Annotated in this window: 22 protein-coding genes and 1 pseudogene; 3 read left to right on the plus strand and 20 right to left on the minus strand. The window is 76.5% G+C overall.

Features of this window, described 5'->3' with window-relative positions; translation table 11 throughout:
* From ACYVOF_RS09415 to ACYVOF_RS09465, 11 genes are all read right to left on the minus strand, one after another.
* Positions 1 to 958, minus strand: a 958-nt coding sequence (locus ACYVOF_RS09415) for a DNA translocase FtsK 4TM domain-containing protein (protein WP_460865880.1), incomplete at its 3' end; no start/stop codon positions are given.
* Between the two features lie 72 nt (positions 959 to 1,030).
* On the minus strand, positions 1,031 to 1,639 hold the full coding sequence (locus tag ACYVOF_RS09420; RefSeq protein ID WP_460865882.1) for a DedA family protein: 609 nt from the start codon (positions 1,637 to 1,639) through the stop codon (positions 1,031 to 1,033).
* Positions 1,636 to 3,462, minus strand: coding sequence for a ribonuclease J (locus tag ACYVOF_RS09425; RefSeq protein WP_460865884.1), 1,827 nt, complete (start codon positions 3,460 to 3,462; stop codon positions 1,636 to 1,638). Before ACYVOF_RS09425 ends, ACYVOF_RS09420 begins: the two co-directional genes overlap by 4 nt.
* A complete protein-coding gene (dapA, locus tag ACYVOF_RS09430; RefSeq protein WP_460865885.1) occupies positions 3,459 to 4,379 on the minus strand; it encodes a 4-hydroxy-tetrahydrodipicolinate synthase in 921 nt (306 codons plus the stop codon). Before dapA ends, ACYVOF_RS09425 begins: the two co-directional genes overlap by 4 nt.
* Before the next feature lie 61 nt (positions 4,380 to 4,440).
* Positions 4,441 to 5,064 (minus strand): TIGR03085 family metal-binding protein, encoded by a 624-nt coding sequence (locus ACYVOF_RS09435; protein WP_460865886.1) that lies wholly within the window; start codon positions 5,062 to 5,064, stop codon positions 4,441 to 4,443.
* A gap of 10 nt (positions 5,065 to 5,074) precedes the next feature.
* Positions 5,075 to 5,617, minus strand: a complete 543-nt coding sequence (locus ACYVOF_RS09440) for a dihydrofolate reductase (protein ID WP_460865888.1) — start codon at positions 5,615 to 5,617, stop codon at positions 5,075 to 5,077.
* Positions 5,598 to 6,377: a thymidylate synthase gene (locus ACYVOF_RS09445; protein ID WP_460865923.1), complete on the minus strand. Its 780-nt coding sequence runs from the start codon at positions 6,375 to 6,377 to the stop codon at positions 5,598 to 5,600. The genes ACYVOF_RS09440 and ACYVOF_RS09445 overlap by 20 nt, the downstream gene beginning before the upstream one ends.
* A 53-nt stretch (positions 6,378 to 6,430) precedes the next feature.
* Positions 6,431 to 7,174, minus strand: coding sequence for an FAD-dependent thymidylate synthase (thyX, locus tag ACYVOF_RS09450; protein WP_460865890.1), 744 nt, complete (start codon positions 7,172 to 7,174; stop codon positions 6,431 to 6,433).
* A 77-nt stretch (positions 7,175 to 7,251) separates the two neighbouring features.
* A complete protein-coding gene (gene galK, locus ACYVOF_RS09455; protein ID WP_460865892.1) occupies positions 7,252 to 8,439 on the minus strand; it encodes a galactokinase in 1,188 nt (395 codons plus the stop codon).
* On the minus strand, positions 8,436 to 9,530 hold the full coding sequence (gene galT, locus ACYVOF_RS09460) for a galactose-1-phosphate uridylyltransferase (RefSeq protein ID WP_460865925.1): 1,095 nt from the start codon (positions 9,528 to 9,530) through the stop codon (positions 8,436 to 8,438). The genes galK and galT overlap by 4 nt, the downstream gene beginning before the upstream one ends.
* Before the next feature lie 82 nt (positions 9,531 to 9,612).
* Positions 9,613 to 10,419, minus strand: coding sequence for a DeoR/GlpR family DNA-binding transcription regulator (locus ACYVOF_RS09465; protein WP_460865894.1), 807 nt, complete (start codon positions 10,417 to 10,419; stop codon positions 9,613 to 9,615).
* Between the two features lie 107 nt (positions 10,420 to 10,526).
* On the opposite strand from ACYVOF_RS09465, the gene ACYVOF_RS09470 reads away from it, so the two are divergent.
* Both ACYVOF_RS09470 and ACYVOF_RS09475 read left to right on the plus strand, forming a co-directional pair.
* On the plus strand, positions 10,527 to 11,084 hold the full coding sequence (locus tag ACYVOF_RS09470; RefSeq protein ID WP_460865896.1) for a toxin-antitoxin system HicB family antitoxin: 558 nt from the start codon (positions 10,527 to 10,529) through the stop codon (positions 11,082 to 11,084).
* Positions 11,081 to 11,875 (plus strand): DUF4097 family beta strand repeat-containing protein, encoded by a 795-nt coding sequence (locus ACYVOF_RS09475; RefSeq protein ID WP_460865898.1) that lies wholly within the window; start codon positions 11,081 to 11,083, stop codon positions 11,873 to 11,875. The genes ACYVOF_RS09470 and ACYVOF_RS09475 overlap by 4 nt, the downstream gene beginning before the upstream one ends.
* 37 nt (positions 11,876 to 11,912) lie before the next feature.
* Here the strand turns inward: ACYVOF_RS09475 and ACYVOF_RS09480 are convergent, their stop codons facing one another.
* A complete protein-coding gene (locus tag ACYVOF_RS09480) occupies positions 11,913 to 13,118 on the minus strand; it encodes a winged helix-turn-helix domain-containing protein (RefSeq protein WP_460865926.1) in 1,206 nt (401 codons plus the stop codon).
* Positions 13,119 to 13,201: 83 nt separating this feature from the next.
* Here ACYVOF_RS09480 and ACYVOF_RS09485 point away from each other — a divergent pair, with 83 nt between their 5' ends.
* Positions 13,202 to 13,702, plus strand: a complete 501-nt coding sequence (locus ACYVOF_RS09485) for a GNAT family N-acetyltransferase (protein ID WP_460865900.1) — start codon at positions 13,202 to 13,204, stop codon at positions 13,700 to 13,702.
* A gap of 26 nt (positions 13,703 to 13,728) precedes the next feature.
* On the opposite strand, the pseudogene ACYVOF_RS09490 reads toward ACYVOF_RS09485, so the two are convergent.
* From ACYVOF_RS09490 to ACYVOF_RS09525, 8 genes and pseudogenes are all read right to left on the minus strand, one after another.
* Positions 13,729 to 14,186, minus strand: a pseudogene (locus tag ACYVOF_RS09490) (flavodoxin family protein).
* 46 nt (positions 14,187 to 14,232) lie between these two features.
* Positions 14,233 to 14,661, minus strand: a complete 429-nt coding sequence (locus ACYVOF_RS09495) for a hypothetical protein (protein ID WP_460865928.1) — start codon at positions 14,659 to 14,661, stop codon at positions 14,233 to 14,235.
* 43 nt (positions 14,662 to 14,704) lie between these two features.
* A complete protein-coding gene (dapB, locus tag ACYVOF_RS09500) occupies positions 14,705 to 15,478 on the minus strand; it encodes a 4-hydroxy-tetrahydrodipicolinate reductase (protein WP_460865903.1) in 774 nt (257 codons plus the stop codon).
* 38 nt (positions 15,479 to 15,516) lie between these two features.
* Positions 15,517 to 16,800: a M16 family metallopeptidase gene (locus ACYVOF_RS09505; protein ID WP_460865905.1), complete on the minus strand. Its 1,284-nt coding sequence runs from the start codon at positions 16,798 to 16,800 to the stop codon at positions 15,517 to 15,519.
* Positions 16,801 to 16,913: 113 nt separating this feature from the next.
* The gene (locus ACYVOF_RS09510) at positions 16,914 to 19,199 is read right to left on the minus strand and encodes a polyribonucleotide nucleotidyltransferase (protein ID WP_460865907.1); all 2,286 of its coding nucleotides are present in this window, start codon (positions 19,197 to 19,199) and stop codon (positions 16,914 to 16,916) included.
* Between the two features lie 339 nt (positions 19,200 to 19,538).
* Complete coding sequence (rpsO, locus tag ACYVOF_RS09515) at positions 19,539 to 19,808, minus strand: 30S ribosomal protein S15 (protein ID WP_460865909.1); 270 nt, start codon at positions 19,806 to 19,808, stop codon at positions 19,539 to 19,541.
* Positions 19,809 to 20,037: 229 nt separating this feature from the next.
* Positions 20,038 to 20,607, minus strand: coding sequence for a helix-turn-helix domain-containing protein (locus ACYVOF_RS09520; protein WP_460865911.1), 570 nt, complete (start codon positions 20,605 to 20,607; stop codon positions 20,038 to 20,040).
* Between the two features lie 10 nt (positions 20,608 to 20,617).
* Positions 20,618 to 21,613: a bifunctional riboflavin kinase/FAD synthetase gene (locus ACYVOF_RS09525; protein ID WP_460865913.1), complete on the minus strand. Its 996-nt coding sequence runs from the start codon at positions 21,611 to 21,613 to the stop codon at positions 20,618 to 20,620.
* Positions 21,614 to 21,684: the final 71 nt, after the last annotated feature.

Below are 21,684 nucleotides of genomic sequence, written 5' to 3' on the forward strand. Positions count from 1 at the left end.
CCGCGGCGACGTCGGTCGCCGTGCGGGCCTGCCGGCGCCGCGACGGGCGGCGCAGCGGGGCGGGGGCCTCGGCGGCGTCCAGCACCGTGGTGGGGGCCTCGTCGAGCGGGCGCGACCAGTCGTCGTCCGGCCGCTGCGCGCCGTCGGCGAGCTCGTCGGCGCCGTCCCGGCGCCACCCGAGCAGCCCGGCGATGGTGGCGGGCACCTCGCGGATGGTGGTGCCGGACAGGACGAGGACGCCGTAGACGGCCACCAGCAGCAGCAGCGGGGCCGCGAGGGCCACGGTGACGGCGCTGCTCAGCGGGGTGCCCAGCACCCAGCCCACCGCTCCCCCGGCCCGGGACCACTCCGTGGAGGTGCCCGGCGAGCCGGCGGCGAGGTGGACCAGGCCCAGCACCCCGGCGACGAGCAGGGTGCTGCCCAGCACCAGGCGCGGGCGGGCGTCGGGGTGCGGCTCGCTGCGCATGAGCGCGACCGCGGTGCCGGCGAGCAGCACCGGCAGCGCGAGGGCCCCGGAGCCGACGACGGCGCGCACGCCGGTGTCGAGCGCGGCACCGACCGGACCGCCGGCCCCAGCCCACACCCCGGCGCCGAGGAGGACGCCGGCGGCGAGCAGCACCAGGGCGAGCCCGTCCCGGCGGTGGCCCGGCTCGATCTCCCGGGTCCGGCCCACGGCGCGCACCCCGGCCCCGACCCCGCGGGCGACGGCCCCGGCGACGGCGCCGGCGGCGAGACCCGCCGGGCCGGGGCCCTGCGGGGTGGAGACCGTGCGGGCGGTTCGGCGCGGGCGGGCCGGCGCCCGGGTGGTGGTGGCGGTGCGCGGGGTGGCGGACCGGCCCCGCGTGCCCGACCCCCGGGTGCCGGACGCCGCGGTGCGGGACCTCCCGGTGTCGGAGCCGCCGGGGCTGCGCCGGGCGCGCGGAGGGGTGCTGCCGCGGGTGCCCGCCGTGCCTGCCATGGGCGTCACGCTAGTCGCAGCCGTCCCGTCAGTCCCGCCCGCAACACCGGCCGGGGACCGACCGGGCCGGGCTCAGGCCTGCTCGCGGCGGTGCGTGCGCACCCGCCACACCACGACCGCGACGAGCACCACCACGGCCACGACCACCGCCGCGCCCCGCCCGACCGTCTTCTCCACGGTGGCGTAGGAGTTGCCGGCCAGGTAGCCGAGGAGCACGAAGCCGATGCCCCACACCAGCCCGCCGACCGCGTTCCAGGACAGGAACCGCAGGTAGGGCATGCGGGACGTGCCGGCGAGCGCGGGCATCACGGCCCGGAAGAAGGCGACGAAGCGGCCGAGGAAGACCGCGGACCCGCCCCGGCGGCGCAGGAAGTCCTGCGCCCGGTCGACCTGGCGCTGCCGGCGGCGCACGACCCCCGTGGCGAGCACGCGGGTGCCGAGGTGGCGGCCCACCTCGTAGCCGACCGTGTCGCCCACGACCGCCGCGGCGACGACGACCACGGCCATGACGACGAGGTCGGCCTGCTCCCGGTAGGCGAGGACGCCGCCGAGCACGGCCGCGGTCTCGCCGGGGACGACGAAGCCCACGAAGAGCGCGTCCTCGATGAAGACGACGAGGCCGACGAGGAGGTAGACGACCGGGCCGGAGAGCCCCAGCAGCCGTTCGAGCAGCCCGCTCACTGCGGCGGGGAGCCCACCGCGATCACCGTCGGCACGATCATCGGCCGGCGGCGGTAGGTGTCGCCCACCCAGCGCCCGACGACGCGGCGCACGGCCTGGGCGATGCGGTGGGTGTCGGTGACGCCCTCCGCCTCCTGGCGCGCGAGCTCCGACTCGACGAGCTCGACGCACGCCTCGAGCGCCTTCGGGTCGTCGGAGAACCCACGCCCGGAGACCTCGGGCCGGCTGACGGCGCGGCCGCTGGCCGCGTTGATCGCCACCGAGATGGAGATGAAGCCGCCCTCCCCGAGCACGAGGCGGTCCGACAGGGTCGACTCCCCCACGTCGCCGACCGAGAGGCCGTCGACGTAGACGTAGCCCACCGGCACCTGGCCGACGACCTCGGCGAGCCCGTCGACCATGTCGACGACCACGCCGTCCTCGGCGAGCACCACGCGCTCCGGGGGCACCCCGGTGGCCGTGGCCAGCGCGGCGTTGGCCCGCAGGTGACGCCACTCGCCGTGCACGGGCATGACGTTGGTCGGCCGCACCGCGTTGTAGAGGTAGAGCAGCTCGCCGGCGGAGGCGTGCCCGGAGACGTGGACCTTGGCGTTCTGCTGGGTGACGACCTTCGCGCCCCGCTTGGCCAGGCCGTTGACCACGGCGAACACGGAGTTCTCGTTGCCGGGGATCAGCGAGGACGCCAGCACGACCAGGTCGTTGGCGCGGATGTTGATCTGGCGGTGCTCGCCGCGCGCCATCCGGCTCAGCGCGGACAGCGGCTCGCCCTGGCTGCCGGTGGAGATGAGCACGAGCTTGTCGTCGGGCAGCGAGGTGGCGGTGTCGAGGTCGACGACCAGACCGGTGGGCACCTTGAGCACGCCCAGCTGCTCGGCGATGCCCATGTTGCGGACCATGGACCGACCGACGAAGGCCACCCGGCGGCCGTAGCGGTGGGCGACGTCGAGCACCTGCTGGATGCGGTGCACGTGGCTGGCGAACGAGGCCACGATGACCCGCTGGTTGGCCTTGCCGATGACGGTGTCGAGGACACCGCCGATCTCGCGCTCGGGGGTGACGAAGCCGGGCACCTCGGCGTTGGTGGAGTCGACGAGGAACAGGTCGACGCCCTCGTCGCCGAGCCGGGAGAAGCCGGCCAGGTCGGTCAGGCGACCGTCGAGCGGCAGCTGGTCGAGCTTGATGTCCCCGGTGTGCAGCACGACCCCCGCGGGGGTGCGGATGGCCACGGCCAGCGCGTCGGGGATCGAGTGGTTGACGGCGAAGAACTCGGTGTCGAACGGGCCGTGGCTGGTGGTCTCGCCCTCGCGGACCTCGACCAGCTTGGGCTTGAGGCGGTGCTCCTGGCACTTGGCCGAGAGCAGGGCGAGGGTGAACCGGGAGCCCACGACGGGGATCTCCGGGCGCAGCCGCAGCAGGAACGGCACCGCGCCGATGTGGTCCTCGTGGCCGTGGGTGAGCACGATCGCCTGCACGTCGTCGATCCGGTCGGCGATCGGGCCGAAGTCCGGGAGGATCAGGTCGACCCCGGGCTGCTGGTCCTCGGGGAACAGCACCCCGCAGTCGACGACGAGCAGCTTGCCCGCGTGCTCGAAGACGGTCATGTTCCGGCCGATCTCGCCGATCCCGCCCAGGGCGATGACCCGCAGGCCGTTCCGCGGCGCCTTGGGCGGGGGCCCGAGCCGGTCGGTGGGGTCGAAGGCCCCGGACGCCGCGGGCGCCCGGCCACCACCGTTCTGGCCGCCGCCGTTCTGGCCGCCGCCGTTCTGGCCGCCACCGTTCTGGCCGCCGCCGCGGCCCCGGCCGCCGCGTCCGCCGCGGCTCACGCGTGCGCCCCGGCGAGCAGCCCGGACGCGGCGAGGTCGCGGTCGAGCTCGACGAGGGCCGCGTCGTCGGCGGGCACCTGCGGGAGGCGCGGGTCCCCGACCTCGACGCCGACCCGGCGCAGCGCCGCCTTGCTGAAGCTGACCCCGCCGAGGCGGGCGCAGGCCCGCGCCACCGGCATGAGGCGCAGGTGGATCCGCAGCGCCTCGGCGTGGTCGCCCGCCTCGAAGGCGTCGAGCATGGCGCGCAGCTGGGCCGAGGCGACGTGGGAGACGACGCTGACGAAGCCGACCGCCCCCACGGAGAGCCACGGGAGGTTGAGCGGGTCGTCGCCGGAGTAGTAGGCGAGCCCGGTGTCGGTCATGACCTGGCTGGACAGTGGGAGGTCCCCCTTGGCGTCTTTCACGGCGACGATCCGCGGGTGCTCGGCGAGCCGTCGGAGGGTGTCCCCCTCGATCGGCACCACGGAGCGGGGCGGGATGTCGTAGAGCATCACGGGCAGGTCCGTCGCGTCGGCGACGGCGGTGAAGTGGGCGAGCAGCCCCGTCTGGGACGGCTTGGAGTAGTAGGGCGTGACCACCAGCAGGCCGTGCGCCCCGGCCTGCGCGGCCGCGCGGGCCAGCGCCACGGAGTGCGCGGTGCTGTTGCTGCCCGCCCCGGCCACGACGGTGGCGCGGTCGCCGACGGCGTCGAGCACGGCGCGCAGCAGGGTGGTCTGCTCGGCCTCGGTGGTGGTCGGGGACTCGCCGGTGGTGCCGGCGAGGACGAGGCCGTCGGAGCCCTCGTCGACCAGGCGCGCGGCGAGCGAGACCCCGGCGTCGACGTCGAGGCCACCGCGGTCGTCGAACGGGGTCACCATCGCGGTCAGGACGCGACCGAGGGGCCGCCCGGCCGAGGCGGTGGGTGCGGCGGTGGACATGACCGGTGACGCTACCCGGTCCCGCCGACGGCCCCGGTCCCCGAGCCCGGCCCGCGCGGGCCTAGAACCCGCGCTGCAGCCCCGCCACGGCGGCGACGTCGGCGTCGTCCCCCTGCATGTCGACGCGCACCGCGTCGCGGCCGAAGGCGTGCAGCAGCAGCTCGACGGGCTCGCCGACGAGGGTGACGGTGCGGGGCCCGGACCGGGGCGTCATCGTCGCGCCGCTGCCGGCGCGGCGCAGCGCCACCCCGACGGGGCTGGCGCGGTAGCCGAGGCGGGCCACGCCCTTGACCAGCCGCCACGCCTCGTCCTGGGTGCTCGCCGGCAGCGCGCGGGGCTCCCAGCCGGGACGGGCGCGGCGGACGTCCTCGTGGTGGACGAGGAACTCGTGGCTGCTCGCGAACCGGTCGAGGACCTTGAAGGGCGACCACACGGGGGGTCCGCCACGCACCTGCCCGACCAGCGTCCGCCAGTCCTGGGCGGCGATGCCGCGCTGCACCTTCCCGGTGTAGCCGGACAGCGGGCCGAGGAGGATGCCGGGCGCGGCGTCGAGCCGGCGCTCGCGCAGCACGAGGTGCGCGGCGAGCTGGCGGGCGTCCCACTCCCCGCAGAGGGTGGGGGCGTCGGGACCCACCTCGTCGAGCAGGTCGGACAGCTGGGCGCGTTCGTCCCGGGCGGTGGTCACCGGGGCGACCCTACGGTGCGGTGGGCCTCGTGCGGGGCGCGTGACGGTGCAGCGTGCGGACCCGGTAGCGCAGCCCGGTGCGCGAGAGCGCCCACGCCGGGTCGTCCCCCGTCCACCCCGCGGCGAGGCCGGGCGCCCAGGTGTCCCCGGCCACGTCGAGGTCGATCTCGGTGACCACGGCGAGGTCCGCCCGCGGCTCGGCCTCGGCGTACACGCTGGCCCCGCCGATCACCCAGCACCGGCCCGGCCCGGCGGCACGCAGCGCGTCGTCCAGCGTGGGCACGACGAGCGCCCCGGGGGCGTCGAGGCCGGCGTCGCGGCTGAGCACCACGTTGGCCCGGCCCGGCAGCGGGCGCACCCGCGCGGGCAGCGAGTCCCAGGTGCGCCGGCCCATGACGACCGGCCGACCGCGGGTGGTCGCGGCGAAGTGGGCGAGGTCCTCGGGCAGGTCCCAGGGCAGCCCGCCGCCGGCGCCGATGACCCCGCCCCGGGCCTGCGCCCAGACCAGCCCGACGCGGGTGGGGCCGTCCGGCTCAGACGGCGACGCGGCCACGGATCGCCGGGTGGTGCTGGTAGTCGCGGACCACGACGTCGTCGAACCGGTAGTCGAAGATCGAGTCGGGTCGCCGGGCCAGCTCGAGGGTCGGCGGGGCGTACGGGGTGCGGGTGAGCTGCTCACGGACCTGCTCGACGTGGTTGTCGTAGACGTGGCAGTCCCCGCCGGTCCAGACGAAGTCACCCACCGCGAGGTCGGTCTGCGCCGCGACGAGGTGGGTCAGCAGCGCGTAGCTGGCGATGTTGAACGGCACGCCGAGGAAGAGGTCGGCGCTGCGCTGGTAGAGCTGGCAGGACAGCCGGGCCGGGGAGTCGGCGGTGGCCGGGGCCACGTAGAACTGGAACAGCGCGTGGCACGGCGGCAGGGCCATGTCCTCGATCTCCCCGACGTTCCACGCCGAGACCAGGTGGCGCCGGGAGTCGGGGTTGGCGCGGATGCCCTCGACGAGCCGGGTGATCTGGTCGACGTGCCCGCCGTCGGGGGTCGGCCAGCTGCGCCACTGCACCCCGTAGACGGGGCCGAGCTCGCCGTCGGCGTCGGCCCACTCGTCCCAGATGCGGACCCCGTTCTCCCGCAGGTAGGCGATGTTGGAGTCGCCTCGCAGGAACCACAGCAGCTCGTGCACCACCGACGGCAGGTGCACCTTCTTCGTCGTGACCAGCGGGAAGCCCGCGGACAGGTCGAAGCGCAGCTGGCGGCCGAACACGCTGCGGGTCCCGGTGCCGGTGCGGTCGCCCTTGCGGGCGCCGGTCGCCATGACGTCGGCGAGCAGGTCCTCGTAGGGGGTGTCCACCCGCCCAGGCTAGGGGCTCAGGAGTCGGTCACGTACGGCGAGGAGGCGATGCGCGTGCCGTCGGGCAGCGTGGCCACGTCGAAGTCGGCGAAGACGTGGGGCGCGGCGTCCTGCAGCGCGAGGAGCACGTCGACGGCCAGCTCGCGCAGCTCCACGTCGGCGTGGTCGGTGGCGCGCATCCCGACGACGTGGCGCCAGGCCCGGTAGTTGCCGGTGACCACCGCGCGGGCCTCGGTGGCCAGCGGGAGGACGGCGCGCGCGGCCTGGCGGGCCTGCCGGCGGCGCAGCGTGGCCCCGGGGGCCCCGGCGGTGCGGGCCTCGAGCGCGGCGAGCAGCTCGTCGTGCGCGGCGTGGGCGGCGGTGGTGGCGCGGTCGAACAGCGCCTCGAGCTCGGGGTCGCCCAGGACGCCGGGCGGGACGACGGGCGCGGAGTCGCTCGGCTGCACCCGCGGGGAGAGCTGGGAGATCGAGAGGTGCCGGTGGCGCGCCAGCTCGTGCACCGCGGCCCGGGAGACCCCGGTCAGGTAGAAGGTCGCCGTCGCGTGCTCGAGCACCGAGAGGTGGCCGACCTCGAGCAGGTGGGCGAGGAACCCGGCGTTGGTGGCGGTGGCGGGCTTGGGCTTGTCCCAGCTCTGGTAGCAGGCCCGTCCGGCGAACTCGGCGAGGGCCTGCCCACCGTCGGCGTCGGTGTCCCACGCGACGTCGGGGGGTGCCACGAACTCCGTGCGGGCCACGAGCCGTACCCGCCGGGTGGTGGCCACGGGGTCCTCCTGAACGGGCGTCGGGTGGGTCGGGAGCGCGGGCCCAGGGTAGTGCCCGCCCCCGCGCCGGCCGCGCGTCAGGCCACCCGCCGGGCGCCGTCGGACGGCACGGCCAGGAAGGCCCGGGGCACCTCGTGGCCCGCGGCCCGGGCGGCGGCGGCCACGGCCCCGGTGACCCGCCGCACGGCCGCGGTCTCGACGAGGGCGACCGCGCTGCCGCCGAAGCCGCCGCCGACCATCCGCGCCCCGTGCGCGCCCGCCGCGACGGCCGCGTCGACGACGGTGTCCAGGGCCGGGGTCGAGATCTCGAGGTCGTCGCGCAGCGAGGCGTGCCCCGCGGTGAGGGTGGGCCCGACCAGGCGCGGGTCACGCCCGGAGCGCAGCACGTCGACCACGGCCAGCACGCGGGCGTTCTCGGTGACGACGTGGCGGGCCCGCCGCCCGAGCACCGGGTCGCGGGCGAGCAGGTCGGCCAGCGCGTCGACCCCGGGGACGTCGCGCAGCGCCCGGACGCCGAGGGCCTCCGTCGCCCGGGCCAGCTCGCCGCGGCGGTCGCCGTACTGGCCGTCGGTGAGCTGGTGGGCGGCGCCGGTGTCGAGGACGAGCAGCGTCAGCCCGGCGGCGGCCAGGTCGAGCGGCACCTGGGTGGTGCTGCGGTCGCGGGTGTCGAGGAACAGCGCGTGCCCGGCCTCGCAGAGCAGGGCCGCGGACTGGTCCATCATCCCGGTGGGTGCCCCGACGACGTCGTTCTCCGCGGCGCGGGCGGCGTCGACGAGCTCGGTGCGGCCCAGCGGCAGCCCGGCCAGGTCGCGGACGGCCAGGGCCACGGCGCACTCCAGCGCGGCCGAGGAGGACAGGCCCGCGCCGATGGGGACGCGGCCGTCCACGGCGATGCAAACCCCGCCGGTCTCGTGGCCGGGGGTGGCGCCGGTGCCGCGCCGCAGCGCCCACAGCACCCCGGCCGCGTACCCCGCCCAGCCGGCGGGGGCGCCCGGGCCGATCGCGTCGAGCGTGGTCGAGACCACCTGCCCGGGGTGCTGGGCGGAGACGAGCTCGACGACGTCGTCGTCGCGGCGCGCCACCGCGGCGCAGGTGCGGTGCGGCAGGGCGACCGGCAGCACGTAGCCGTCGGTGTAGTCGGTGTGCTCGCCGATGACGGTGACGCGGCCGGGGGCGGCCCACACCCCCTCGGGCTCGCGGCCGAAGGCGTCGGTGAAGGTGCGCGCCGTGGCCGCGGCGTGCTCGGCGGGCTCGGGCGCGGTCACGGCAGCACCACCGCGCGCAGCGCCGCGGCGACGTCCTCCGCGGTGGTGTCGTTGACGAACACCCCCATGCCGGACTCGGAGCCGGCCAGGTACTTGAGCTTGTGCTCCGCGCGGCGGAACGAGAACAGCTGCAGGTGCAGCCACCAGTCGTCGCGGCCGGCGCCGGTGGGCCCCTGGTTCCACGCCGCGATGTAGTTCATGGGCTCGGCGAACCGGTGGGCGAAGCGGCGCAGCACGCCGAGGTAGACCTCGACGAAGGCGTCGCGCTCGGCCGCGGTCAGCGCGGGCACGTCGGGCACCTGCCGGTGGCAGAACAGCTGCACCTCGTGGGGCCAGCGCGCGGCGGCGGGGACGAAGGCCGTCCAGTGCTCGTTGGCCGCCACCACGCGGGGCCCGTCGCGCTCGGCGGCCAGCACGTCGGCGAACAGGTTGCGGCCGTGGGCCTCCCGGTGGGCGGCGACCCGGCCGAGGACGGTCGCGACCCGGGGGGTGAGGAACGGGTAGGCGTAGACCTGCCCGTGCGGGTGCGACAGCGTCACCCCGATCTCCTCGCCGTGGTTCTCGAAGCAGAACACCTGCGCCACCCCGGGCAGGGCGGAGAGCTCGGTGGTGCGGTGGGCCCACGCCTCGACCACCAGCCGGGCCCGGGCGGGGTCGAGCTCGGCGAAGGTCAGGTCGTGCCGGTCGGTGAAGCAGAGGACCTCGCACCGCCCGGAGCCGGGGGCGACGACGGCCAGCGGGGCGCCGGGCGCGTGCCCGGGTCCCCCCGCACCCGGCTCGTCCCCCGCCCCGGACAGCGACGGGAAGCGGTTCTCCAGCGACACCACCTGGTACGCCGGCTCGGGCACCTCGGTGGCGCGCCCCGGGGTCGACGGGCACAGCGGGCAGGCGTCGGCGGGGGGCAGGAACGTGCGGGACTGGCGGTGCGACGCCACCACGACCCACTCCCCCAGCAGGGCGTCGTACCGCAGGGTCGAGCTGGTGGTGGTCCGCGGCAGGTCGCGCCGGTCGACGGCGTCGCGGGCCGCGGCCGTGCCCGGGGCGTCGAAGTAGCGGATCTCCCGGCCGTCGGCGAGCCGTCGCAGGGTCACCTCCGCCGGGCCCGCGGTGCCGTCCTCAAGGTCGTCCGCGGCGCTGGTCACGGGAGGACTGAACACGGGACGACAGGAGGTGTCAATTCTCGACACCCACACCGACACCGATGGCGTCCGGTGCGGGTCCGGCGACGCGCACGTCGACCCCGGCGTCGGCGAGCCCGGCCAGCTCGTCGGCATCGGCACCCGGGTCGGTGACGAGCACGTCGATCGCGGTGGCCGGCACGGTCCGGACCATCGTCTCCCGCCCGACCTTGGAGCTGTCGGCCAGCACGACGACCTCCCCGGCCGTGGCCACCAGTGCGCGGTCCACCCCGGCCACCACGACGGTGGGCGTGGAGAGCCCGCGCGCGGCGGTGAGCCCGTTGCCGGACAGCAGCACCCGGTCGGTGCGCACCCCCTCCAGCGACCGCTCGGCGTCACTGCCGACGAGGGCCAGGACGGCGCCCCGCAGCGTGCCCCCCGTGAGCACCACCTCGACCCCCGGTGCCTCGGCCAGGGCCGTCGCCACCAGCAACGAGCTCGTCACCACCGTCAGGTCGGCCACCCCCACCAGGGCCCGGGCCAGGGCCGCGGTCGTGGTCCCCGGGCCGATCGCGACCGCGTCACCGGGGCGCACCAGGGTCGCGGCCAGCGCGCCGATGGCCGCCTTCTCGGCGGCGGCCTCGACGGCCTTCTGCCGGTGGGTCGGCTCGCGCGTCAGCGACCCCGGCGTGACGGCCCCGCCGTGGCGGCGGTCGAGCAGGCCCTGCGCGTCGAGGCGCACCAGGTCGCGGCGGACGGTCACCTCGGTGGCGTCCAGCAGCCGGGCGAGGTCCTTGATCGAGACCGCCCCGGAGCGGCGGACCTCGGCCAGGATGGCCTGGCGGCGCTCGTCGGCGAACACGACCCGACACTATCCGACACCCGGCCCCACTGACCGGCGCCCGGTGACACCAGGGTGACGCCACCACTGCGCTTGACTGGCGTCACCGGTGACGTCACGCTGGCGTCATGGACCTCACCAGCTACACCGCAGCGCTGCGGGACGACCTCGTCGCCACCGCCGCGCTCGGCGACACCGACACCCGCCGCACCGCCGCCGCGCTCGCCGCGGCCGTGGAGCCCGCGGCTCGGCTCACCCTCATGGCCGCGCTCTCCGACCTGGCCGCCGAGGTGACCGCGACGCTGTCCGACCGCGTCGTCGAGGTGCGCCTCGACGGCCGCGAGGTGCGCGTCGTCGTCACCGGGGCCGGCCCCGGCGAGCGGGACGACGCCGCCGAGCGCCCCGCCCCCACCGCCGCGCCCCGGCCGGAGGACCTCGGCGGCGACGTCAGCCGGGTCACGCTGCGGATGTTCGAGCAGCTCAAGGCCAAGGCCGAGCAGGCCGCCACCACCCAGGGGGTGTCGCTGAACTCCTGGCTGTCGCAGGCCGTCCAGGGCGCCCTGGCCTCGCACGACCCGTCCCGCCGCGCCGCACCCCCGGCGGAGCCCGGCGGGGAGCACCGCGCCGACGACCCGGGCCGCGGCGGCACCGGCGGCGGCACGCTGCGCGGCTGGGTGCAGGGATGAGCGCCCCCAGCCGCGCCGAGCAGTTCACCCCCGTCGGCGACGGCACCCCCGAGCTCGACCTGGTGGTCGGCGCCGGCGAGGTCCGCGTCGAGCTGGCCGACGGCCTCGAGCAGGTGGAGGTCACGCTGACCGCCGGGCGCCCCGGCGGCTGGCAGCAGCGCCTCGGCGGGATGCTCGCCGCGCTCGGCCAGGTCGGCGACCCCGGTGGTCCCGACGGCGGCGACGGCGCGGAGGACGCGGCCGGCGCCGAGGCGCTGCGCAGCACCGAGGTGGCCTGGGCGCCCCACCGTCACCGCCTCGTCGTACGCACCCCGCAGTCCGGCCCGTTGCGCTCGGTCCCGGTCGAGGTGGTGGTCCGCGCGCCCGCGGGCAGCACGCTGCGCGTGCGGGCCAGCTCGGCGGGCGTGATCGTCACCGGGCGGGCGGGCTCGGTCGACGTCGGCAGCGGGTCCGGGCGGGTCGAGCTCGCCGCCGTCGGTGGCCGCACCGACGTCCGCACCGGCTCGGGCGCGCTGCGGGCCGCGAGCCTCGAGGGCCCGGCCAAGCTGCGCACCGGCTCCGGCGACGTCACCGTCGACGCCCTCGCGGGCGGGGTGGAGGTGGTCACCGGCTCCGGGGACGTGCGCCTCGGCGTCGGCCGCGGGGTCCTCGCCGAGCTCGACGTCCGCACGGCCGGGCAGGCCCGCAGCGACCTCGAGGTGCTCGACGCACCCCCCGAGTCCGAGGTCGAGCCGGTGGTGCTGCGGGTGCGGACGGGCTCCGGCGACGTCGTCGTGCACGGCGCTGCCTGACCCGGACCGGCTGAGCGGCCCCCGACCCCCGCCCGCGTCACACGGCGCGGGCGAGGTCGGGGGCGAGGTCCCCGCGCGGGGCCACCACCACCCGGTCCAGGCCCAGCCACCCGGCGGCGTCGGCCAGGGCCCCGGCCAGGGCCGCCCCCACCCGGGGCCGGGACACCCCGTCCTCGGCATGGGTGGCCAGCGCGTGCAGCGTCCCGGCCTCCCGGTCGGCCTTGAGGTCGACGCGGCCGACGAGGCGGCCGTCGAGCAGGAACGGGTAGACGTAGTAGCCGTGCACCCGCTGCGGTGCGGGGGTGTAGATCTCCAGGCGGTAGCGGAAGCCGAACACCCGCTCGGCGCGCGGTCGGAAGAACACCAGCGGGTCGAACGGGCACAGCAGGGTGGCGCCGGTGACCTCGCGGGGCGTCCGCGCGGCGTGGTGGCGGTACGCGGGGGCGCCCCAGCCGAGCACCTCGACCGGCTCCAGCACCCCGGCGGCGACCAGCTCCGCCACCGCGGCCCGGCTGCGCCCCGGGGGCAGCCGGAAGTAGTCGCGCAGGTCCGGCTCGGTGGCCACGCCGAGCGCCACCGCGGCCTTCTCCACGAGCGCCCGCACCGCCTCGTCGACCGGCGGGTCCTGTGCGAGCAGCTCGGCCGGGAGCACCCGCTCCGGCAGGTCGTAGTGCCGCGCGAACCCCACCCGCGTGCCCGTGGTGAGCCGGCCGGCGGCGAACAGCCACTCGCACACCACCTTGGTGTCCGAGCGGTCCCACCACGGCCCCCGGCCGGTGCGCCCACCCGCCCCGAGCTCGGCCTCGATCCGCCCGGCCGGGGCGGGCCCGATCGCCGCCACCGCGGCCAGCACGTCCGCCGTCAGCCCCGGGCTGCGCGCCGCCACCGCGCGGTACCGCGGTGAGTCGGCCGCCTCGTTGTCCCGCATCCGCCACCGCAGCAGCGGCCACGTCGCGGCCGGCACCAGGGCCGCCTCGTGCGCCCAGTACTCCACCAGGCCGTGGCTGCCGCGGACCCCGCCCCGCCAGGCGACGTCGTCGAGCAGCTCGCGGGGGTAGGCCCCCAGCCGGGAGAACACCGGCACGTAGTGCGCGCGGACCGCGACGGACACGGAGTCGAGCTGCAGCAGCTGGGTGCGCGTCAGGACGCGGCGCAGGTGGGCCCGGGTGACCGGGCCGGTCACGGGGCGGTCCGCGAAGCCCTGCGCGGCCAGGGCGGTCCGGCGGGCGACGTCGGCGGACATCCGGCGGGGGCTCACGCCGTCACCGTGCCACGCGGGCCCGTCACCACGCCCACCCGTGGCGGCGCGGGCTCTACCGTGGGCGGGTGGCCGAGGCGGGGGTGCGGGACGCGGCACCGTCGGACGCCGCCGCCATCGCCGCGGTGCAGCTCGCGGTGTGGCGCGGTCCGTGGGCCGAGTTCCTGCCGCCGGACGCCCTGGCCGACCTCACCGACGACGGGGTCGCCCAGCGCTGGCGGGCCGCGGTGACCGGTGACGGCGACGCGCACGTCCTCGTCGCCACCGAGGGGCCCGAGGTCGTCGGGTTCGCCGCCGCCGCCGGCGACGAGCTGGCCACCCTGCTCGTGGCCCCGCGGTGGGGCCGGCGCGGGCACGGCGGCCGGCTGCTGGGGGTGGTGGCCGAGCGCCTCGCGGCCGGCCTAGCAGGGACGGGGACGGCCTGGGTCGCCGAGCACGACACCGCCTCGCAGGCGTTCCTGCCGCGCCACGGCTGGGTCGCCGACGGCGCGGTCCGCAGCTCCACCCTCGGTGCCCGGGTGCTGCGCGAGCGCCGCCACACCGGTCCCGTCCCCCTGCCCTGGCGCTGAGGGCGCGGGCGTACCCGCCCCGGAGGTCAGTCGCCGAGGGACAGGGTGGCGGCGACCGTGCCGCCGAGCTCGGTGCATGCCTCCCGGGCGGCCCGGTCGGGCGCCCCGGCGAGCTCAAGGGTCGGCGCGACCTCGGCCAGCGCCCACCCGGTGGTCATCGCGGCGACGGCCCGCACCGCCCCGGTGGTGTCCGACCCGCCGTGCACCCACACCCCACCGGTCGCCCCCGCACCGCGTCGAGGCACGGGTAGTAGGTGGTGTCGAAGAAGTGCTTCAGCGCCCCCGACATGTAGCCGAAGTTCGCCGGGGTGCCCAGCAGGTACCCTTCCGCGCCGAGCACGTCGCTCACGCTCGCCGACAGCGCCGGCACCACCCGGACCTCGACCCCGGTGACCTCGGGGTCGCGGGCGCCGGCCAGCACGGCCTCCAGCAGCTCCCGGGTGGCCGGGGACGGCGTGTGGTGCACCACCAGCAGCGTGCTCACGACCCGGCCCGCACCGTGCTGCTCACGCGGGCCCGCCGCGTGCTCGTCACGAGCCGGCCCGCTCGGCGGCCTCGAGGTCCACCGCCCGGCGCATGGTCTCCCGCGCGCGGCTGCGGTCCCCCGCCGCGTCGTAGGCCACCGCCAGCCGGTAGGTGGTGCGCCAGTCGTCCGGCGCGGCCTCCCACTCGACGAGGCGCTCGGCGAAGTACGCGTCGGCCGACTCCCGGACGATGCGGCCCGAGGGGCGCCGCTGGAGCCCGGAGGTGTCGGGCAGGCCGCCCTCGTCGTGCAGCCGGCGGGCCAGGTGCTGGTTGCGCGCGCCCTGCCGGTAGGTGGCCACCACCATCCACGCCCCCAGCAGCGGCAGCACCAGCACCGCGGCCCCGAGCCCGATGCCCACCCCCGTGCCGGTGCCGATGAGCGCCAGGCCGCGCTGGCCGGCGAGCACCAGGTAGCCGACGAGCAGCACGGTCATCAGCACGGCCAGGCGCTGGCCCTTCACCACGGCAGCCTCCCGGTCACAGATCCAGCAGGTGTTCCAGGCCCACGGTGAGACCGGGGCGGGCGCCGACCTGGCGCACCCCGAGCAGCACCCCGGGCACGAACGAGGTGCGGTCCATCGAGTCGTGGCGGATCGTCAGCGTCTCCCCCGCCGTGCCCAGCAGCACCTCCTGGTGCGCGACGAGCCCGGCCAGCCGGACCGAGTGCACCCGCACCCCGTCGACGTCGGCGCCGCGCGCACCGGGCAGCCCGGTCGACGTCGCGTCGGGCACCGGCCCCAGCCCGGCGTCGCGGCGGGCCCGGGCGACGAGCTCGGCGGTGCGCGCGGCGGTGCCGGACGGGGCGTCGGCCTTCTGCGGGTGGTGCAGCTCGACGACCTCCACGGAGTCGTAGAACCGGGCCGCCTGCGCGGCGAACCGCATGCTCAGCACCGCACCGATGGCGAAGTTCGGCGCGACCAGCACGCCCACCCCCGGGTGCTCGGCCAGCTGCGCCCGCACGGCGTCGAGCCGCTCCGCGGTGAACCCGGTGGTGCCGACGACGGCGTGGATGCCCGCGTCGACGCAAGCCGCGAGGTTGTCCATCACCACGTCGGGGTGGGTGAAGTCGACCACCACCTCGGTGCGGGCGTCGGTCAGCGCGGAGAACGGGTCCCCGGCGTCGACCGCGGCCACCAGCTCGAGGTCCCCGGCCGCCTCGACGGCCGCGCACACCTCGCTGCCGACCCTGCCGCGCGCCCCGAGGACGCCCACGCGGAGCGACCCCGCGGCGTCGGCCTCGTCCCTGCTCATCCCTGCTGCCTCCGTGCTCGCCGGGCCCGCCGCGCCGGTCACGGCTGCGCCAGCGCGCGCAGCCGGGGCGGCAGGTCCCGGACGCGAGGGTACGGACCGGCCACCGAGGCCCCCATGGGTGCCCGCAGCACCGCCGCCGCGACCTCGCGGACCTGCTCGGGCGTCACCGCGGCGATCCGGTCGAGCACCTCGGCCAGGTCGAGGTGGGCCCCGTGGTTGAGCTCGCCGCGGCCGATGCGGCTCATCCGCGACGCGGTGTCCTCCGAGCCCAGCACCAGGCCGCCGCGCAGCTGGCCCTGGGCCCGCACCAGCTCGGCGTCGGTGATGCCGTCCTGCGCGACCTCGGCCAGCACCTGCAGCGACAGGTCGACCACCTCGGCGAGGTTCTCGGGCTGGCAGCCCGCGTAGACGGAGAACGCCCCGGCGTCGGAGTAGGTGTCCGTCGCCGAGTACACCGAGTACGCCAGGCCCCGCTCCTCGCGGACCCGCTGGAACAGCCGCGAGCTCATGCCCCCGCCGACGGCGGCGTTGAGCACCGACAGCGCCCAGCGCCGCGGGTCGTGCCGCGGCAGCGAGCGCACCCCGAGCACCACGTGGGCCTGCTCGCCGTCGCGCTCGGTGAGCACCAGGCGGGGCCGGCCGCGCAGCCGGGCCGAGCCGTGCCGGGCCGGGCGGGGCAGCCTGTCCGCCGCACCCGCACCCGACGGGCCGAGCCCGGCGCGCACCAGCTCGACGACCTCGGCGTGGGTGATGTTGCCCGCGGCCGCGACGACCATCCGGTCGGGGGTGTAGCGGCGGCGGTGGAAGGAGTGCAGCTGGGTGCGGGTCATCGCCTCGACGGACTCGACCGAGCCGATGATGGGCCGGCCCAGCGGGTGGTCGCCGAACACGGCCTCGCTGAACGCCTCGCCCGCCAGGTCCTCGGGGTCGTCGTCGCGCATGGCGATCTCCTCGAGCACCACGTCGCGCTCGATCTCCACGTCCGCGGCCGAGCAGACGCCGCGCAGCACCACGTCGGTCACGAGGTCGACGGCCAGCGGGGTGTCCTCGTCGAGGACGTGGGCGTAGAAGCAGGTGTGCTCCTTCGCGGTGAACGCGTTGAGCTCGCCGCCCACCGCGTCGGCCGCCTGCGCGAGGTCCAGCGCGGTGCGGGTGGGGGTGCCCTTGAACAGCAGGTGCTCAAGGTAGTGCGCCGCGCCGGCCACGCTGGGCTGCTCGTCGCGCGAGCCGACGCCGACCCACACCCCGACCGACGCCGAGCGCATGCCCTCGACGTGCTCCGTGACCACGCGCAGCCCGCCGGGCAGCACGGTGCGCGACACCCCGCCGCCGTCGGGGGCCGCGGCCCGGGCGGCCCCACGACCGCCGCCGCGGCGACCGGGAGCGCTCGGGGAGCGTCCGGCCGCCGCGGCGGGGGTGGAGCGGGAGGGCCCGGTCAGGACGCGGCACCCTCGGTGGCGGGGGCGGCGTCGCCGGCCGCACCGGCGGCGTCGTCCTCGGCCACCGGCACCAGGCTGATCTTGCCCCGGTTGTCGATGTCGGCGATCTCCACGCGGAGCTTGGAGCCGACGTTGACGACGTCCTCGACCTTGTTGACGCGCTTGCCCTGGCCCAGCTTGGAGATGTGGACCAGGCCGTCGCGGCCCGGCAGCAGGGAGACGAAGGCACCGAAGGCGGTGGTCTTGACGACCGTGCCCAGGAACCGCTCGCCGACCTTGGGCAGCTGCGGGTTGGCGATCGCGTTGATCATGTCGATCGCCGCCTGCGCCGAGGGGCCGTCCGCCGCCCCGACGTAGACCGTGCCGTCGTCCTCGATGGAGATGTTGGCGCCGGTCTGCTCGGTGATCGAGTTGATCATCTTGCCCTTGGGCCCGATGACCTCGCCGATCTTGTCGACCGGGACCGTGATGGCCGTGACGCGCGGGGCGTAGGGGCTCATCTCGTCGGGCTCGTCGATGGCCTCGGCCATGACGTCGAGGATGGTCAGCCGGGCGTCGCGCGCCTGGTTGAGCGCCCCGGCGAGCACGTCGGAGGGGATGCCGTCGAGCTTGGTGTCCAGCTGCAGCGCGGTGACGAAGTCCTTGGTGCCGGCGACCTTGAAGTCCATGTCGCCGAAGGCGTCCTCGGCCCCGAGGATGTCGGTGATCGCGACGTAGCGGGTCTCGCCGTCGACCTGGTCGGAGACCAGACCCATGGCGATGCCGGCCACGGGGGCCTTGAGCGGGACGCCCGCGTTGAGCAGCGACATCGTCGACGCGCAGACCGAGCCCATCGAGGTGGACCCGTTGGAGCTCAGCGCCTCGGAGACCTGGCGCAGCGCGTAGGGGAACTCCTCGCGGCTGGGCAGCACGGGCAGAAGGGCCCGCTCCGCCAGCGCGCCGTGGCCGATCTCGCGGCGCTTGGGCGAGCCGACGCGGCCCGTCTCCCCGGTGGAGTACGGCGGGAAGTTGTAGTGGTGCATGTAGCGCTTGGAGGTCTCGGGGCCGAGCGAGTCGATCTGCTGGGCCATCTTGACCATGTCGAGGGTGGTGACACCCAGGATCTGGGTCTCACCCCGCTCGAACAGCGCGGAGCCGTGGGCGCGCGGGACCACGGCGACCTCGGCCGAGAGCGACCGGATGTCGGTGATGCCGCGGCCGTCGATGCGGACCTGGTCGCGCAGGATGCGCTGGCGGACCAGCTTCTTGGTCAGCGCGCGGAACGCCGCGCCGAGCTCCTTCTCGCGGCCCTCGAACTGCTCGCCGACGGACTCGAGGACGCGGGCCTTGACCTCGTCGAGGCGGGACTCGCGCTCGGCCTTGCCGGCGATGGTGAGCGCCTCGGCCAGCTCGATGGACCCGGAGCCCTCGACGGCGGTGAACGCGTCGTCGGCGTAGGCCGGGAAGACGGGGAAGTCGTCGGTCTGGCGGTCGACGCTGGCGGCCAGCTCCTGCTGGGCGGTGCACAGCCGGGCGATGAACGGCTTGGCCGCCTCGAGGCCCTGCGCGACGACGGTCTCGTCGGGGGCCTTGCGGCCGCCGGCGACCTTCTCGACCACGGTGTCGGTGGCCTCGGCCTCGACCATCATGATCGCGACGTCGGCGTCGTCACCGGAGCCGGAGACGATGCGGCCCGCGACGACCATGTCGAACACGGCCTCCTCGAGCTGGTCGACGGTGGGGAACGCGACCCACTGGTCGGTCCCGCCCTGGCCCGGGAGCAGCGCCACGCGGACGCCGCCGACGGGGCCGGAGAACGGCAGCCCGGCGATCTGGGTGGACGCGGACGCGGCGTTGATGGCCACCACGTCGTAGAGGTCCTTCGGGTCCAGGCTCATCACGGTGACGACGACCTGGATCTCGTTGCGCAGGCCGTCGACGAACGACGGGCGCAGCGGCCGGTCGATCAGGCGGCAGGTGAGGATCGCGTCGGTTGACGGGCGGCCCTCGCGGCGGAAGAACGAGCCGGGGATGCGGCCCGCGGCGTACATGCGCTCCTCGACGTCCACCGTGAGGGGGAAGAAGTCGAGGTTGTCCTTGGGCCGCTTCGACGCGCTGGTCGCGCTGAGCAGCATCGTCTCCTCGTCGAGGTAGGCGACGACGGCGCCGTTGGCCTGGCGGGCGAGCCGGCCGGTCTCGAAGCGGATGGTGCGGGTGCCGTAGCTGCCGTTGTCGATGACGGCGGTCGCCTCGTGGACGCCGTCCTCGGTGGCCTCGGTGGTGGCCTCGGTGGTCTGGGTCATCTTCTCTGTCGTCCTCTCGTCTTCAGATCTCCGCGTCCCCGCGGGCGCCCGGGCGACGGGCCGGCCGGGGGCCGGGCGTCGTGGTCGCCGTCCCACCTGGTGGCTGCCGGGCACGGGGGGCGGTCTTCGATCGAGGCACCCGGTCCGGGCCTGCTGGCCCCGTGGACGGCGGGTGCCACTACCGAGGACCGACGCCGGGTGCGGGGCGGGCCGTGGGTGGCGGGGGGCCCCGGTGGGGCCCGGTCGTGCTGGTGGAGCGCGTGCTGGTGGTGCGGGTGCCGGTGACCCGGCGGGAGGAGGGGGAGGCCGACCGCGTGGTCGTCCTCCCCCTCCGGTGCGCTAGCGGCGCAGGCCCAGTCGCTGGATCAGCGAGCGGTAGCGCTCGACGTCGACCTGGGCGACGTACTTGAGCAGCCGACGACGACGCCCGACCAGCAGCAGCAGGCCGCGGCGGGAGTGGTGGTCGTGCTTGTGGGTCTTGAGGTGCTCGGTGAGGTCCTTGATGCGCTTGGTGAGCATCGCGACCTGGGCCTCCGGCGAGCCGGTGTCGGTCGGGTGGAGGCCGTACTCGGTGAGGATCTGCTTCTTCTCGTCGGTGGTCAGCGCCACGGTGGTGCTCCCTGCTCTGGTGACGTCCGTGCGGTTGACGCACCCCGGGGCCTGGCGCGGGCACGAGGAGTCGTGCGGGCGGAGGGCCGGGGGCGGGGCGGCCGGTGGGCCGCGACCCGAGCCGGGCGTGCCCGACGCGAGAGGGTGGCCGCCACGGACCGCAGCCACACCTGGTCGTCATGGTAACAGCCGGTCCCGCCCACCCCGGCGCGCTCGCGAGGCCCCGGGCTCAGGCCCCGTCGGCGGCGGCGGCCGCGGCGGCCAGCAGCCGGGCCAGGGACGGGCAGTCCGAGCGCAGCAGGGTCGCGGCCCGGGCCAGCTCGTCGGGGTCGAACTGGTCGGCCAGCCCCTGCGCCACGCTCGCCCGGTCCGGCGCGGAGGCCGACGCGACCGCCACCGCGGGGGTGGCGGCCCGCACGTCGTCCAGCGCGGCCCGGATCGCCTCGCGGGACCCCGCCGCCACCTCGGGCACCAGGATCTTGCGCTCCAGCAGCACCAGCCGGGCCAGCACGGCGGGGTTCGCGATGCGCTGCCGGCGCCCGCTCATCACCTGGCTGAGCATGGGGGCGCTGATGCCCAGGACGTCGGCCACCTGAGCCTGGGAGACGTCGAGGGCGACGACGAGGCGGCGCACCCGGTCGCCGAGCGGCTCGCCGTAGTACTCGCGCTGCTTGGCCACGTTGTGGGCCACGGTGCTGCGGGGCTGGGGGGCGCGGGGCCGGGGGTCACGCGTCTGGGAGCTGCGGGAGCGGGCGGCGGGGACCGGTGTGCTGCGGGGTCCTTCCGTCGCGGCAGCCACGCCGGGGAGCCTAGCCGCGGGACAGGACGTCCCGGGTGCGTTCGGTGTCCCCGGCCATGGCCTCGAGCAGCTCGTCGACCGAGGCGAACGTCGTCATGCCGCGCAGCCGGGCGACGAAGTCCACCGCGACGTGCTGGCCGTAGAGGTCGGCATCCGCGTCGAGCACGTAGGCCTCGACGGTGCGGGTGCGGCCCGAGAAGGTGGGGTTGGTGCCGATGCTCACCGCCGCCTGGTGGCGCTCCCCCGGCACGAGCTCGCCCACCGAGGGCCCGAAGCCCAGGACGGTGAACCAGGCGGCGTAGACCCCGTCGGCCGGGACCGCGGAGTGCATCGGCGGGGCCACGTTGGCCGTGGGGTAGCCCAGCCCGCGCCCGCGGCCGTCGCCGCGGACGACGACGCCCTCCACCCGGTGCGGCCGGCCCAGCGCCGCGGCGGCGGCCGCGACGTCCCCGGCGTCGACGCAGGAGCGGATGTAGGTCGAGGAGAAGGTGACCGGGTCCCCGCCGCCCTGCCCGTCGCCGTCACCGCCGTCGCTGGAGAGCAGCCCGACCCCGTCGACGGTGAACCCCGCCCGGGCGCCGAGGCGGCGCAGCAGGTCCACGTCGCCCTGCGCCTTGTGGCCGAAGGTGAAGTTCTGGCCCACGACCACGGTGGCGGCGTGCAGCCGCTCCACCAGCAGCTCGTGGACGAAGCTCTCGGGCGAGAGCCGGGAGAGCTCGACGGTGAACGGCAGCACGCAGAACACGTCGACGCCCAGCTCCTCGGCCAGGTCGGCGCGGCGGGCGAGGCTGGTCAGCTGCGCGGGGTGGCTGCCGGGGCGGACGACCTCCGACGGGTGCGGGTCGAAGGTGACGAGCACGCAGGCCAGGCCGCGGTCGTGCGCGTCGGTGACGGCGCGGCTGATGATCTGGGCGTGCCCGCGGTGGACCCCGTCGAACACCCCGATGGTGACCACGCAGCGGCCCCACCCCGTGGGCACCTCGTCCAGACCCCGCCAGCGCTGCACGCGGCCGAGCCTACGGCGCGCCCCGCCGGGTCGCCGCGGCAGCCTCGCGGCGCCGCCCGGGCCACCGTCGT

Source organism: Rhodococcus aerolatus (assembly GCF_054783215.1).